Raw genomic sequence first — 14,571 nt, forward strand, 5'->3', positions numbered from 1 at the left:
TGGCGGCTTTTCTTAGGCCCAGTATAGCTTCCCTGCTGCAGACTTCACCTTATGCGGTAACCGGTTGGTGTCCGCCATTCTCGGCCAGCGCCTCTTCGCGGTAGTAACCCATGGCTTCAATGGCCGGCAGGTCATTGAAGCAGAAAAGGCAGGCATCGTCCGTCTGCGAGGCATTGACATGCTCGTGCCAGGCCCACGATGGCACGCAGAAGATGTCGTGCTCTTGCCAGTCGAAACGCCGGCCATTGATGATCGAATAGCCGCTGCCCTTGGCCACCTGATACAGGAAGCTGCCCGTATGGCGATGGGCCTTGCCGGCAAAGCCCGGCACTAGCAATTGCATGCTGGCGCCCATGGTGGACATGACGTGGCCGCCGGTTGCGGGGTTCGTATAGTTCATCAAGTGACCGTCGTACGCGCTGCCTTCAGCCACCTTGGCGTAACCCAGCAATGCTTCGTAAGTAGGCTCCCATTGGTACTTGAACAGCGGCGAGTATGGCTTGCTCCATTTGTCGTCCTGGGGCCGCAGGCCCGGCGCGCCCCAAATGGCCACCGAGGCGTCGACAGGGTGTCCCACCGCTTGGTGCAGATCGGGATGCACGCCGAAAAAGCCCGCCTCCATGGCATTGGCCAGGGGGATATCCAGGCCGTCTTGCCAGATACACGGCAGGCCGTCCGCCGCGACACCGTGCTCGTGCCAGCAGCCGTTGGGGGTAATGACGAAATCGTTGGCGCCCAGGGTTAACTTGTGGCCGTTGACGATGGTGTAAGCGCCCTTGCCCTCCATGATGAAACGAAGCGCCGACGAAGAGTGCCAGTGGGCCGAGGCCGCTTCGCCGGGATGCATGACCTGCAGGCCTGAATACAGCCAGCCCACCGCGGCGGCCACATCGCGCCGACCGGGGTTATCGAGATAGATCACGCGGCGGCCCGCCTTTTCGGGCGATACCAGCGAGACCGAGCGCAGCACGTGCTCACGCAAATCGCGGTAACGCCACAGCATGGGCACAGACTGCGATTTAGGCTGCCAAGGTTCTATTTTGTTCGCGACCGTCCAAAGGGCGGCCGTACCCAATCGCTCGAGTTCGTTGTAGTACTCCCGCAACTCGGGGGTGTCTTCCACATTTGCGCGCCCGGCAACGTCTTCGCGATATGCGTCGTAAACCACTTCAGACATGACTTTCTCCTTTCAGACAGGGTTCATGCCTAAGGTATCCAACTCTGGCGCAGGCCTCTATCCGCTTCTTGCCTCAAGCAATCCGGAAAAGGCCAAACACGTTACAGACGACACTTCTTGACAAATTAGTCAGGCTCCTTTACTTTTCAGTAAAAGTCAGGCCCCCTTACTAATAATCATTATCCAATTTCGAGGAGCATATTCAAATGACGTTACAACGACGCTTCAAGCTCGGCATTCTTGCCACGATGCTTTTCGCAGGCTCGGCCGCCCATGGCGCCGAAGACATCAAGATCGGCATGATCCTGCCCATGTCCGGCCCTTTCTCGTCCTACGGACAGCAAATTCTGAATGGCGCCCAGCTTTATATCCAGGAACACGGCGACACCATCGGCGACCGCAAGGTCACCCTCATCATCAAGGACGACACTGGTGTTGCGCCCGAGATAAGCAGACGCGCGGCCCAAGAACTGATCGTGCAGGACAAGGTCGACATTCTGGCCGGTTTCGGCCTGACCCCCTCTGCCTTCGCCGTGGCCCCGCTTTCGACGCAAGCTAAGATTCCCACCATTGTGATGAACGCCGCCACTTCGTCGATCACGACCAAGTCGCCTTACCTGCTTCGTGTGTCGATGACGTTGCCGCAAACCACGGCGCCTATCGCCTCGTGGGCGGCTGATAACGGCATCAAGAAGGTCTACACGGTAGCGGCCGACTTCGGCCCCGGGCACGATGCCGAGAAGCAATTCATCAAGACCTTCACCGAAGCGGGCGGCGAGATCGTGGGCCAGGTTCGCACCCCGGTGCAGAACCCCGACTTTTCTCCCTTTTTGCAGCGCGTGAAAGACTCAGACGCCGATGCGGTGTTCCTGTTCGTCCCGGCTGGTGAACAGGGCGTCTCCTTCCTGAAAGGGTACAAAGAGCGCGGCCTGGACACAGCCGGCATCAAGCTGATCGCCCCCGGCGACCTTACCGACGAAGACGTGCTGGACGCTATGGGCGAACCTGCATTGGGCGTGATCACTTCCATGCATTATGCCGAGGCACACGATTCCGACCTCAACAAAGCGTATACACAGGCCTACTACAAGGCGTATCCGCAAAAGCGCCCCAACTTCATGTCGGTAGCCGGCTATGATGGCATGCATCTGATCTACGATGTTCTGACACGCACCAAGGGCGATACCGATGGCGACGTGTTCCTGGAAGCCGCCAAAGGCACTCAGTGGGAAAGCCCGCGCGGCCCGATTTCCATCGACCCGGAAACTCGCGATATTATTCAGAACGTATATATACGCGAAGTGAAGATGGTGGACGGCAAGCTGCAGAACGTCGAATTCGACAAAATCGCCGACTTCAAAGACCCCGGCAAAGAGTAAGCCTTATAGAAAATAATCAAGCATCCGGCGGCTGGCCCGATCCAGATCTGCCGGATCGCGTATCACGAAACACAGGCCGTCCGCGTCCGAAATAAGCAGCCGCTTGTCGGGCAGGCGCCGAATGTCTTGTTCGCTGCGCAGGCGTAGTGTGCAAGACCCCCGGTCAGTGACCACGGTCCAGTCGGAAGGTGTGGTCACACTGGATATGGCTGAAATCGTCTTGATCACCGGCATGAAATCGCGGGTGGCCAGGGCCGCATTCAACCGCCCGCGCACCGGGTCGGGTAAATCGCCAAGTCGTTCTATCCACACTTGTTCGCGTCCGAACACGTCGACCAGTGCAATACCTTCTTCGGGAGCCTGTATAGGAAATGCCCGCACCGGGGTCACCTCGCAGGCGCCTCGCTCCGGCCGCGCAAGCATCAGGCGGCCAAATGAGTCGTAATCCAGGGACCAGTCGAGAAAGATCGCGGCGGGCGTCGGAGAGGCTTTCATGTTTCGTCGTCCTCGCTCCAGGTTTCAGTGTTTGAGGAAGGTATCTCGGCCCCGCGCCGTAGTTGAGCCTGATGCAACCAGAAATATGCGCCTTCACGCGCGATCAGAGCGTCGTGCGAGCCCTCTTCAATGACCTTGCCGCGCTCGAGGACCACCAGGCGGTCGGCCTTGCGCAAAGTGCTGAGCCGATGCGCCACCGCAATAGTGGTGCGCCCACGCACCAGATTGTCCAGCGCCTTTTGGATTTCTTTTTCGGTGGCGGTGTCCACCGACGAAGTCGCTTCGTCCAAAATGAGCAGGCGCGGGTTAATCAGCAAGGCGCGCGCAATAGAGATGCGCTGACGCTCACCCCCCGACAGCGCCTGCCCGCGCTCGCCCACCAGCGAATCATAGCCATGTGGCAGCCGCAGAATGAACTCATGCGCATGGGCGGCGCGCGCCGCCTCCACCACTTGCTCGCGTGTGGCGTCGGGCTTGCCGTAGCTGATGTTTTCGGCGATGGTGCCAAAGAACAAGAACGGCTCTTGCAACACCACTCCGATATTGCGCCGGTAGGCTTCAATATCCAGCTCGCGCAAGTCGGTGCCGTCCACCTTGATACTGCCTTCCGATACATCGTAGAAGCGACAGATTAAATTCAACAAGGTACTTTTACCCGAACCGCTATGCCCCACCAGGCCGATCATTTCACCCGGCGCAATATCAAGGTTGAGCCCCTGAAGCACCTGCCGGTTGCCATAGCGAAACCCGACCTGCCTTATTTCAATACGGCCCTGAATGCGGCCAGGCTGAACCGGTTGGCTTGCCTGCGGCACGCTGGAAACACGGTCAAGAATATCGAAGATGCGCTTGGCGCCGGCAGCCGCCTTTTGCATGACCGACACGAACCGGCTCATGGAATCAAGCCGTAAATAGAACCGGCCTATATACGAAAGAAACGCAGCCAGCACACCTACTGAGATCTGGTGTCCGGCAATAAGCCAAATACCAAACACCCAAACGACCAGCAGGCCCACTTCGGTGGCCAGGGTCACGCTGGGCGAGAACAGCGCCCACACCCGGTTGACCCGATCGTTGATAACCAGGTTGCGCCGATTGGTTTCGCGAAAATGGCCGATTTCGCGCTGCTCTTGCGCAAACGCCTTGACTACCCTTATGCCGGGTATGGTGTCGGCCAGCACACTGGCGATTTCCGACCAGACCCGGTCGGCCTTCTCGAAACCAAAACGCAGTTTGTCGCGCACCGATTGGATCATCCACGCGATGAAAGGCAGCGGCGCCAAGGTGGCCAAGGCCAGCCAAGGGTCGATATAGAACAAAATGCCCGCCGTCATGGTGATCATCAGCACATTCGATGCAAACTCAAGCAGATGCAACGACAAGAACAGGCAGATGCGGTCGGTCTCGGCGCCCACACGCGAAATCAAATCGCCCGTGCGTTTGCCGCCAAAGTATTCCAGCGACAAATGCAGCAAGTGCGAGTAAGCGGTGTTTCGCAGATCGGCGCCGATGCGTTCACTGACCCGAGCAAGAATATAAGTGTGCGCCCACCCCAGCACCCAAGCCAGCAGAGCCGCGCCCAGCAGCCCCGATAAATAGCCCGCCGCCTTGTTGTAATCGATGGGTACGCCGTTCTGAAATGGAATCAATACCTCGTCCATCAGCGGCATGGTCAGATAAGGCGGCACCAGCGTAGCCGCGGTGGCAAGCACGGTAAGCGCAAACCCTGCAAACAGTTGCAGCCGATACGGCCGGGCAAAGCGCCACAACCGCAGCAAAACCCAGGTCGGCGGCTTTTGGTCTTTGTCCTGTGCCTCGACCCCTTCACGGGGATAAGGCTCCAGTTCGGTCGCGGGCGCTTGCCCCGCCGCAAGCATCGAAAACAGTTCGGCCAGACGGCTGACTGAACAAGTCAAGGCCAAAGTATGGTGCCAGACCTGCAGTCGCTGCGCGCCGTTGCACAACTCAAGGGTGGCAACGCCGGCATGGTCGCGGCTGACCAGCACCAGATCGGGAGAAAGCCGCCACTCCTGCCAACCATCGGCATCGCGGGCCAGCAGGCGCTGGCTGGTCAGCGCTAACATGCCTTCGTTAAAGTGCAAGGCGGAATCAAGATCCAGTCTGGTCCAGGCAACAATCGTTTCACCGGCCTCCAGGTGGTCGTGCAGTGCGGTTCGATCATCTTCGAGGAACGGTTCAACCATGAAGTGCAGTAAAGAAAAGGTTCAGGCAGTTTTCAGCGATACCTGACCAAAATGGCTAGACGTTTTTTTTACTTCCTATAGGCAGGAAAACGACCCCATAGGCGCGCAAGTTTTTATAGGATATGCTACTTGCATGTTGGCGCCGCGTTCGCGGCCGCCGCACAGTTTCAACATTCTTCCATTCTCGCCCAGCGTTCTGCTTACTTCCATGAAAAAAAAATACATCGATATTGTCGATGTGCTGTCGTTGCGTGGCCCCAACGTCTGGACCTACCCACCCGTGCTCGAGGCCTGGGTCGATATCGGCGCACTGGAAGAGTTCCCTTCCAATCTGATACCGGGTTTTGCCCAACGCCTTGAAAGCTGGCTGCCGACATTGGTCGAGCATCGGTGCAGCTACGGCGAGCGCGGCGGCTTCCTGCGCCGACTGCATGACGGCACCTGGCCGGCCCATATTCTTGAGCACGTCACCCTCGAACTTCAGAGCCTGGCGGGCTTGCCGGGCGGCTTCGGCAAGGCGCGCGAAATGGCGCAATCCGGCGTCTACCGTGTGGTCGTCAGCGCCTATAACGAAAAGGTTACCCACGCGGCGCTGCATGCCGCGCGAGACTTGGTAATGGCCGCGATTGAAGACCGCCCTTACGACGTCCAGGGCACCATCGATGTTCTGCGCGACCTGGCCGAGCGGCACTGTCTCGGGCCCAGCACAGCCTGCATCGTCACCGCCGCTGAAAAACGCCTGATTCCGGCGATTCGCTTGTGCGATGACAGCAATTTGGTCCAATTAGGCTACGGTGCACGCCAGCAACGCATCTGGACGGCCGAGACCAACCGCACCGGCGCCATAGCCGAAAACATCTCGCGCGATAAAGATCTAACCCGCCAGTTGCTGCAGACCTGCGGGGTTCGGGTGCCCGAAGGCGTGGTGGTGTCCACTCGCAAGCAAGCGTGGGAGGCCGCCCAAGACATCGGTCTGCCGGTGGTCATCAAACCGCTGGATGGAAACCACGGACGAGGTGTGTTTACCGATCTGGTTACCGAACAGGCCGTATACACAGCATTTGACGTAGCCTGCGCAGAAGGCAGCGAAGTGATTGTCGAACGCTTCATTCCCGGGCTGGAACACCGCCTGCTGGTAGTAGGCGGCCGCATGGTCGCGGCAGCCCGGGGCATAGAGGCCTGGGTGGCGGGCGACGGCATATCGAGCATTTCCCAACTGATCGACCGGCAGTTGAACAGCGACCCGCGACGCGGCCGCAGCGAACGCCACCCGCTCAACCTGGTGCGGCTGGATTCCGCAGTGCGACTCGAGCTTTCAAGGCAGGGTTTTCATAGCGACTCGGTGCCGTCCGAAGGCGCCCGCGTGCTTATCCAGCGCAGCGGCAACGTCGCCTTCGACGTCACCGACCTGGTGCACCCCAGCGTGGCCGAACAAGTGTGCCTGGCGGCGCGCATCGTGGGCCTGGACATAGCCGGCATCGACCTGGTTGCACAAGACATTTCCCGGCCCCTTGAAGAACAGGGCGGAGCGCTGGTCGAGGTGAACGCCGGGCCGGGCCTGCTGATGCATCTGCGCCCGGCCGAAGGCCAGCCACAGCCTGTTGGTCAAGCCATTGTCGAGCACTTGTTTCCCAACGGCGGACAAGGCCGCATCCCCGTCGTGGGCGTTGCCGGAAGCCACGGTAAAACCGCGGTGGCGCGCCTCGTGGCCCATTTGCTGCAGCTCAGCGGTATGCGCGTGGGGCTGGCCTGCAGCACAGGCCTGTATATGGACGGCCGCGCGCTCGAGCGCGGCAACGCTGCGCACTGGGAACCAGCCCGCCGCGTGCTGCGCCACCGCACGGTGGACGCCGCCGTATTCGAAAACGGCAACCGCGTGATACTCACCGAGGGCCTGGCCTACGACCGTTGCCAGGTGGGGGTGGTAACCAACCTTGACCCCTCGCTGACGCTTCCCGGCCTTTCCATCGAAACGCCAAGCCAGTTGTTGAACGTGGTGCGCACCCAGGTGGATGTCGTGCTGCGCGAGGGCACCGCAGTCTTGAACGGTGCAGACCCGACCGTGGCCGACCTGGCCAACTTATGCGATGGCGAGGTTCTTCTGTTTGGCCTTAGCCAAACTGCTCCGGCCATAGCCGAACACCTTGCCCAAGGCGGACGGGCAGTGTTCGTGGCCGGCGGCTGGATCACTCTGGCCGCCGGCAAAGTCTGCACGCCGCTGCTGCCGGCCGATTCCATTGCACAAGATGCGCGCATTGAGCGCACACTTGAACAGACTTTGGCGGCCATTGGGGCCGGATGGGCGCTGGGGCTGTCGCCGGCCGCGCTGCGTGCCGGCCTGGAAACCCAAGGTGCGCCGCACCCGGCGTTGGTCACTACCCACTGAAGCGCTTCATATAACCCGTTCACCTCTCAAGACCTGAATCATGAACGTTTCTCGCCTCCGGGCCCTGCGAGGCCCCAATCTATGGAGCCGTCGCACCGCGCTCGAGGCCGTTGTGTCCTGTGATCCGCAGGAATACGATATTGCCAATCTGCCGGGCTTCGAAGACCGCTTGCGCGCGCGCTTTCCGGCCATCGGCGTGCTGCAGCCCGCCGGCCATGACCGGGCCGTGCCGCTCGCCTGCGTCCTGGGCGCCACAACTCTGGCACTGCAGTTACAAGCCGGTTGCGCGGCCACCTTCTCACGCTGTGTGCCCACGATCGAGACAGGCATGTATCAGGTAGTGGTTGAATACGGCGAAGAGGCCGTGGGGCGCCGGGCCTTTGCATTGGCGTGCCGCTTGATCGCCGCCGCCCTCGAGAACACGCCGTTCGACCTGGCCGCCGCACTAAGCGAGTTGGCCGAGATCGATGAATCAGAAAGACTCGGGCCAAGCACCGGCGCCATTGTTGCAGCCGCCGTTGCGCGCGGCATACCGTTTCGCAGACTGACCAGCGGCAGCCTGGTCCAGTTCGGGTGGGGCCGCCGCCAGCGTCGCATCCAGGCGGCTGAAACCAGCCACACCAGCGCCATTGCCGAGTCGATTGCACAAGACAAAGAAATGACCAAACGCTTGCTACATGCCGCGGGCGTGCCAGTACCCCTTGGCCGGCCCGTGAAAGACGCCGACGATGCCTGGGCGGCCGCGCAAGAAATCGGCGTACCAATCGTACTAAAGCCCAGGGACGGCAACCAGGGCAAAGGCGTGGCGGTGAACATCTCGTCGCGCGAACAGATTTGCGAGGCCTACCGCGTTGCTGCGTCGCATGGCCACGACATCATTGTCGAACGCTATTTCCCCGGGCATGACTTTCGTCTGCTGGTCGTAGGCGACGTGGTGGTGGCCGCCGCACGCCGCGATCCGCCCAGCGTCAACGGCGACGGCAAACGCAGCATCCGCGAATTGGTGGACGACGTGAACCAGGACCCTCGGCGGGGAGAAGGCCACGCCACCTCCTTAACCAAGATCAGGCTCGACGAAATTGCACTGGCCACCTTGGCCAAGCACGGATATACGCCCGAGTCGGTACCGGCGCCCGGCGCGCGCGTGGTACTGCGCGACAATGCAAACCTTAGCACCGGCGGCGCCGCCACCGACGTCACCGAAGACGTCCACCCCGCGTTCGCCGCGCGCGCCGTGGCGGCCGCCAAGGCGGTGGGGCTGGATGTATGCGGCGTGGACGTCGTAGCCGACACCGTGATACGCCCGCTTGAAGACCAAAGCGGCGGCATAGTCGAAGTCAATGCCGCGCCCGGGTTGCGCATGCATCTGTCGCCCTCGTTCGGCAAGGGCCGAGCGGTAGGCGAGGCCATTATCTCAACGCTGTTCGAGCCCGGCGACGACGGCCGCATACCCGTTGCCGCCGTGGCGGGCACCAATGGCAAAACCACCACCGTGCGCCTGATCGCCCACATGTTGGGCGCTGGCGGCCGCACGGTGGGCATGACCAACTCGGACGGAATCTACATAGGCAACCGCCGAATCGACACCGGCGATTGCAGCGGCCCGCGCAGCGCGCGCAATGTTTTGATGCATCCCGACGTGGACGCCGCTGCTTTCGAAACGGCGCGCGGCGGCATCTTACGGGAAGGCCTTGGCTTTGACCGCTGTGACGTCGCCGTGGTCACCAACATCGGCGCGGGCGACCACCTGGGCCTTAATTACATCAGCACGGCCGAAGACCTGGCGATGGTCAAGCGGGTTATCGTCGAAAACGTAGGGCCGAACGGCGCAGCGGTGCTCAATGCCATGGACTCACTCGTGGTGCCCATGGCGGCCAGTTGCCGGGCTGCGGTCATTTTCTTTGCTCACGACCGACACCACCGAGTGGTGGCCGCGCACCATGCACAAGGAATGAAAGTGGTTTACCGCGACGGCAACGACATTGTTGCTGCGCATCAAGACAATTGCGTCCGGCTGCCCCTGGCGCACATACCCCTTACCGACAACGGGCGCCTCCGTTTCCAGGTAGAGAACGTCATGGCCGCCGTCGGTGCGGCCTGGGCCTTGCGCCTGCCTTGGGACAGCGTACGCGAACGCTTGAGTAATTTCGTCAGCAATGCCGGTACCGCGCCCGGCCGATTTAACCGTTTTCGCCTGCGCGGCGCAGAAATAATTATCGATTACGGCCACAATCCCGACGCTATGCGGGCACTGGTGAGCGCCATTGAAGCGCTGCCCGCCGGCCGGCGCACGGTGGTCGTCAGCGGCCCCGGCGACCGGCGCGACCAAGACCTGAGCCGCCAGACAGAAATTCTGGGTGACGCCTTTGACCGTGTCGTGCTATACGAAGGCCAATGCCAGCGCGGCCGCCAAGACGGCGAGGTGATGGCGCTGCTGAAACAGGGTCTGGCCAGCGCCAAACGCACGCGCGACATCGTCGAAATATCGGGTGAGTTTCCGGCCATAGATGCCGGCTTGAACGGCCTGGAGGCAGGCGATCTATGCCTGATTCTGATCGATCAGGTTGACGCGGCGCTGGCATACATTGAACGGCTGGTGCAAGAAAGCAATACGGCTGTCACTTAATGGCGCGGTCGCTGAATAACATTCGCTGGACGAGACAGCAATGCATCGGGTAATATCTTGTCGGCTTGCCAATGTTTTTTAGCAATACCGCAAGCACCGCATAATCAGCGCTGAGTTAATCAGCATTGCACGAACAAGCACTACGCAATTTCACTTGTCATGAACCTACTGAACCCGACCTGCTTCAACACCATCTGGTGGCGCTTCTCATAAGAAGCGGCATGTCGTCGCGGTCACGAACCGCAACTTGCCGCCGTACCGGTAGGCAAGTTCCAGTCAGTAATCAGCAAACATGCATCCCGGCACGGCGGCTCCAAGCAAGGAGCCACACCGATGTCCAGCCCCACATTCTCCATCGCAGTTCACCAGGCAGCCAGCGCTCGTTTGCTTCGTCGCGGCCGGCTTTTGGACGTGTCGGAAAATGGCCGGCGATGGCGCATCAGCTTGATTCAACCCCGCAATACTGCCCCGGCCCGCCCTCAGGCGGTTCCCGCCGCGCGGACGACAACCGAACGAATCAAGGCATGCTCATGAAACTGCTGATGCTGGACAACTACGACTCATTCACCTACAACCTGGTGCAGTATTTCGGCGAACTCGGCGAAGACGTTACCGTATTGCGCAACGACCAGGTCACGGTCGAAGATATTGCACAAATGCGGCCCGACCGCATTTGCATCTCGCCCGGCCCTCGCTCTCCGGCCGAGGCGGGCATTTCCGTGGAACTGATCCGCAGCTTCGCGGGGAAAACACCGATTCTGGGCGTCTGCCTGGGGCATCAGTCCATCGGCGCGGCCTTCGGCGGCAACATCGTCAGGGCGGGTAAACAAATGCATGGAAAGACCTCGCCCATCACCCACGCCGGCACCGACGTTTTCGACGGCCTGCCCTCGCCCTACACCGTTACCCGCTACCACTCGCTGGTCATCGAGCGCGACTCCATGCCTGACTGCCTGGAGATCACCGCCGAAAGCGACGACGGGGAAATCATGGGTGTGCGCCATAAGACCTTGCCGGTCTATGGCGTGCAATTCCATCCCGAATCGATACTCAGCGAGCATGGGCACGCCCTGCTGCGCAATTTTCTGAATATTTAAAGAAACCAAGGAATAATCATGATCATCACTCCCACCGACGCCCTGGCGCGCTGTATCGAGCACCGTGAAATCTTCCACGAAGAAATGGTGCACCTGATGCGCCTGCTGATGCGCGGCGAAATGCAGCCGCAAACCGCCGCAGCCCTGATCATGGGCTTGCGCGTCAAAAAGGAAACCATCGGCGAAATTACCGCCGCCGCCGAAGTAATGCGCGAGTTCGCCCTGCAAGTGCAGACCCACAACCCCGACGACCTGCTTGATATGTGCGGAACGGGCGGCGACGGCAGCAAGACCTTCAACATCTCGACCGCCGCCATGTTCGTGGCGGCGGCGGCCGGCGTCAAGATCGCCAAGCACGGCGGGCGCAGCGCCTCTTCTTCGTCGGGCAGCGCAGACGTGGTCGAGGCCCTGGGCATCAATATCGATCTAAACCCCGAGCAGATCAACGAGTGCATGGAGCACACAGGCATCGGTTTCATGTTTGCGCCGGCCCATCACGGCGCCATGAAAAACGTCGCCGCTCTGCGCAAAGAGCTTGGCGTCAAGACCATCTTCAACATCCTGGGGCCCCTGACCAATCCCGCCAACGCAGCGAACCAGTTGATGGGGGTGTTTCACTCCGACTTGGTGGGCATACAGGTACGGGTGCTTCAGCGCCTGGGCTCCAAGCACGTACTGATTGTGCATGGCAAGGACGGCATGGACGAAGCATCGCTGGGCGCGCCCACTTTGGTGGGTGAGCTGAAAGATGGAAAAGTAAGCGAGTACGAGATTCACCCCGAGGATTTCGGCATGTCCATGGTTTCAAACCGCTCGCTCAAAGTCGAAAACCGAGAGGAATCCGCCCAGCTTATTAAAGAGGCACTAGACAACGTGCCGGGCGCCGCCCGTGATATCGTAGCCTTCAACGCCGGCCTGGCAATATATGCCGGCAATAAAGCGGATTCCATCCAACAAGGTTTGAAGCTAGCATTTGAAGCAGTGGAAAGTGGCGCCGCCCGCGCAAAACTCGAAGATTTCGCGGCTTTTACGCAAAAACTGCGGGCCTGACGCCCTACCGGCCAGGCACCCTTGCGCCTGGCCGACTAACACGCGGGTCTCAACGTTTACCTGCATACCACCAAATATCATTACGCCGACACCGGAGAAAAACCGATGAACGACATACTAGAAAAAATCCTCGCCACCAAAAAATCCGAGGTCGCCGCTTCGCGCCAAATGCGCAGCGAATCTGACGTGCTGCGCGAAGCCAAAAGCCGCAAAGACGTACGCGGCTTCATCCGCGCCATCGAAGACAAGATTTCACAGGGTAAACCGGGTGTCATTGCCGAAGTCAAAAAAGCCTCTCCTTCAAAAGGCATCATCCGCGAGAACTTCAATCCCGGTGAGATCGCCTCTTCGTATGCGGCGCACGGAGCCGCCTGCCTATCGGTGCTAACCGACGTACAGTATTTCCAGGGTTCGAACGACTACCTGCGCCAGGCCCGCGCCGCGTGCTCGCTGCCCGTGCTGCGCAAGGACTTCATGGTCGACCCCTACCAGATCGCCCACGCCCGCGCCCTGGGAGCCGACTGCGTACTGCTGATCGTGGCCGCCCTTAGCCGGGATCAGCTTAAAGAGCTTGAAAGCCTGGCCATGGAACTGGACATGGACGTACTTGCAGAAGTACACGATCGCGACGAGCTGGATGCCGCCCTGCAATTGAAGACGCCGCTGATCGGCATTAATAACCGCAACCTGCGCACCTTTGAAATATCGCTACAAAACACGATCGACCTGCTGCCTCTCATTCCCGAAGGTAAGCGCGTCGTCACAGAAAGCGCCATTCTGGCTCGAGAAGATGTCGAGCTTATGCGCTCGCACGGCGTAGACGCTTTCTTGGTGGGCGAACGCTTCATGCGCGCAGAAGAGCCCGGCGCGGCCTTGAAAGAGCTGTTCTTTTAACCCACAGCTCGGCAATGCCTGGCTTGCCGCGCAGTCGCTTGGCGCTGACACATCGGTGTTCAACATAATGAATTCAACATCTTGCCCGCTTTGTCTGCCCACCCCCAGCCCGATCGAAATTTGGCGAAGCGAGCGGCTGCGCGTTATTGGCGTGCCGGATAGCGGCTTTCCCGGCTATACGCGTGTCATCTGGAACGATCACGTCACTGAAATGACCGATCTTCACCCGCCGGCGCGTGAGCATTTGATGAATGCTGTGTGGGTGGTGGAAACGGTAATGCGCAAAGAGCTGGTGCCGCTCAAGGTGAACCTGGCGCAATTCGGCAACCAGGTGCCGCACTTGCATTGGCATGTCATTCCTCGCTGGTCGCTAGATACTCATTTTCCGGATGCGGTCTGGGCCGAGCCTCAGCAGCGCAGCGCCGAGCAGCAGCTTGCCTGGCAAAACTTTACAGAGCAGCAACAGCGCTTACTGCCTACTTATCATGCCGCCTTGCGACTTGCGTTGGATGCCTTGTGAACTGAGCGGCTGCCGCTTCTCGAACCTAGCCCGTATAGCCGCCGGAGCACAAGACAGTCTCGCCCGAAATATAGTTTGATTCCGGAAGGCACAACAGGTACACCGCGTTCGCCGCGTCTTCCGGAGAACCGGCGTATCCAAGCGGGATCCCGCTTTGCAGTTTGTCGAGGTAGTCGGGGTGGATGCCTACCGAAATGCGTTGCTGCCCCACTTGTATGCTTGCGTCTGCTTCGCTGCTTGTAGCCGTAAGACGGGTTTCGATCAGACCGAATACCACGCAGTTGACGTTGGTCTTCAAGCGCCCCCATTCCTTGGCCAGCGACTTGGTCAGCCCGATGATGCCGGCCTTGGCAGCGCCATAGTTGACTTGTCCAGCCTGCCCGGACAGTGCTGTTATCGACGAAATGTTGACCACCTTACGGTTATGGCCTTTGCCTTCGTCTTGTTCCGCTCGCACCAGGCTTTTGATCACTGGCTGAGCCGCACGAAGAATACGAAACGGGGCCGTCAAGTGACAGTCGATAATGGCATACCACTGCTCGTCACTCATATTCTGGATGACACTGTCCCAGGTATAGCCGGCGTTATTAACGATAATGTCCAGCCCTGCGTAGTTATCGATTGCAGCCCGTACGAAACGTTCTCCAAAATCGGCAGCGGTAACGTCCCCGGCACAAACTACTGCTTCGCCTCCTAGCCCTTCAATCTCTTTTCTTACCGCTTCGGCCTCTTCCTGATCGAGG

Annotated in this window: 10 protein-coding genes and 1 pseudogene; 7 read left to right on the plus strand and 4 right to left on the minus strand. The window is 60.0% G+C overall.

Annotation, left to right across the window (positions count from 1 at the left end):
- Window positions 1-49: 49 nt before the first annotated feature.
- Entirely contained in the window at window positions 50-1,177 is a 1,128-nt protein-coding gene (locus ACIY1O_RS15775; RefSeq protein ID WP_397476052.1) for a cupin domain-containing protein, read from the minus strand.
- 206 nt (window positions 1,178-1,383) lie between these two features.
- Here ACIY1O_RS15775 and ACIY1O_RS15780 point away from each other — a divergent pair, with 206 nt between their 5' ends.
- Window positions 1,384-2,556 carry an ABC transporter substrate-binding protein gene (locus tag ACIY1O_RS15780; protein ID WP_397476053.1) on the plus strand — a complete coding sequence of 391 codons (1,173 nt, stop codon included), beginning with the start codon at window positions 1,384-1,386 and terminating at the stop codon, window positions 2,554-2,556.
- 3 nt (window positions 2,557-2,559) lie between these two features.
- On the opposite strand, the gene ACIY1O_RS15785 is transcribed toward ACIY1O_RS15780, so the two are convergent.
- Entirely contained in the window at window positions 2,560-3,051 is a 492-nt protein-coding gene (locus ACIY1O_RS15785; RefSeq protein WP_397476054.1) for a cyanophycin metabolism-associated DUF1854 family protein, read from the minus strand.
- Window positions 3,048-5,255, minus strand: a complete 2,208-nt coding sequence (locus ACIY1O_RS15790; protein ID WP_397476055.1) for a cyanophycin metabolism-associated ABC transporter — start codon at window positions 5,253-5,255, stop codon at window positions 3,048-3,050. Before ACIY1O_RS15790 ends, ACIY1O_RS15785 begins: the two co-directional genes overlap by 4 nt.
- Window positions 5,256-5,463: 208 nt before the next feature.
- On the opposite strand from ACIY1O_RS15790, the pseudogene ACIY1O_RS15795 reads away from it, so the two are divergent.
- The 6 genes and pseudogenes from ACIY1O_RS15795 to ACIY1O_RS15820 form a co-directional block, all read left to right on the plus strand.
- Window positions 5,464-7,602 (plus strand): annotated as a pseudogene (locus ACIY1O_RS15795) (cyanophycin synthetase); the annotation flags it as partial.
- A 79-nt stretch (window positions 7,603-7,681) separates the two neighbouring features.
- Complete coding sequence (gene cphA, locus ACIY1O_RS15800) at window positions 7,682-10,267, plus strand: cyanophycin synthetase (protein ID WP_397476057.1); 2,586 nt, start codon at window positions 7,682-7,684, stop codon at window positions 10,265-10,267.
- A 524-nt stretch (window positions 10,268-10,791) separates the two neighbouring features.
- Window positions 10,792-11,364 (plus strand): anthranilate synthase component II, encoded by a 573-nt coding sequence (locus tag ACIY1O_RS15805; protein WP_397476058.1) that lies wholly within the window; start codon window positions 10,792-10,794, stop codon window positions 11,362-11,364.
- 18 nt (window positions 11,365-11,382) lie between these two features.
- A complete protein-coding gene (gene trpD, locus ACIY1O_RS15810) occupies window positions 11,383-12,414 on the plus strand; it encodes an anthranilate phosphoribosyltransferase (RefSeq protein ID WP_397476059.1) in 1,032 nt (343 codons plus the stop codon).
- A 105-nt stretch (window positions 12,415-12,519) separates the two neighbouring features.
- Window positions 12,520-13,308: an indole-3-glycerol phosphate synthase TrpC gene (gene trpC, locus ACIY1O_RS15815; RefSeq protein ID WP_397476060.1), complete on the plus strand. Its 789-nt coding sequence runs from the start codon at window positions 12,520-12,522 to the stop codon at window positions 13,306-13,308.
- A gap of 67 nt (window positions 13,309-13,375) precedes the next feature.
- Entirely contained in the window at window positions 13,376-13,828 is a 453-nt protein-coding gene (locus ACIY1O_RS15820; RefSeq protein ID WP_397476061.1) for an HIT family protein, read from the plus strand.
- 25 nt (window positions 13,829-13,853) lie between these two features.
- Here the strand turns inward: ACIY1O_RS15820 and ACIY1O_RS15825 are convergent.
- Window positions 13,854-14,571, minus strand: a 718-nt coding sequence (locus tag ACIY1O_RS15825; RefSeq protein WP_397476062.1) for an SDR family NAD(P)-dependent oxidoreductase, incomplete at its 5' end; no start/stop codon positions are given.

The sequence above is a fragment of the Pusillimonas sp. genome, assembly GCF_044464525.1.
Classification (GTDB): domain Bacteria; phylum Pseudomonadota; class Gammaproteobacteria; order Burkholderiales; family Burkholderiaceae_B; genus Pusillimonas.

Bases quoted from the DNA above. Each gene is read 5' to 3' on its own strand.
- ACIY1O_RS15790 (WP_397476055.1), bottom strand. From the start codon at position 5,255: ATGGTTGAACCGTTCCTCGAAGATGATCGAACCGCACTGCACGACCAC.
- cphA (WP_397476057.1), top strand. From the start codon at position 7,682: ATGAACGTTTCTCGCCTCCGGGCCCTGCGAGGCCCCAATCTATGGAGC.
- ACIY1O_RS15785 (WP_397476054.1), bottom strand. From the start codon at position 3,051: ATGAAAGCCTCTCCGACGCCCGCCGCGATCTTTCTCGACTGGTCCCTG.
- ACIY1O_RS15805 (WP_397476058.1), top strand. From the start codon at position 10,792: ATGCTCATGAAACTGCTGATGCTGGACAACTACGACTCATTCACCTAC.
- ACIY1O_RS15780 (WP_397476053.1), top strand. From the start codon at position 1,384: ATGACGTTACAACGACGCTTCAAGCTCGGCATTCTTGCCACGATGCTT.
- ACIY1O_RS15775 (WP_397476052.1), bottom strand. From the start codon at position 1,177: ATGTCTGAAGTGGTTTACGACGCATATCGCGAAGACGTTGCCGGGCGC.
- trpC (WP_397476060.1), top strand. From the start codon at position 12,520: ATGAACGACATACTAGAAAAAATCCTCGCCACCAAAAAATCCGAGGTC.
- ACIY1O_RS15820 (WP_397476061.1), top strand. From the start codon at position 13,376: ATGAATTCAACATCTTGCCCGCTTTGTCTGCCCACCCCCAGCCCGATC.
- trpD (WP_397476059.1), top strand. From the start codon at position 11,383: ATGATCATCACTCCCACCGACGCCCTGGCGCGCTGTATCGAGCACCGT.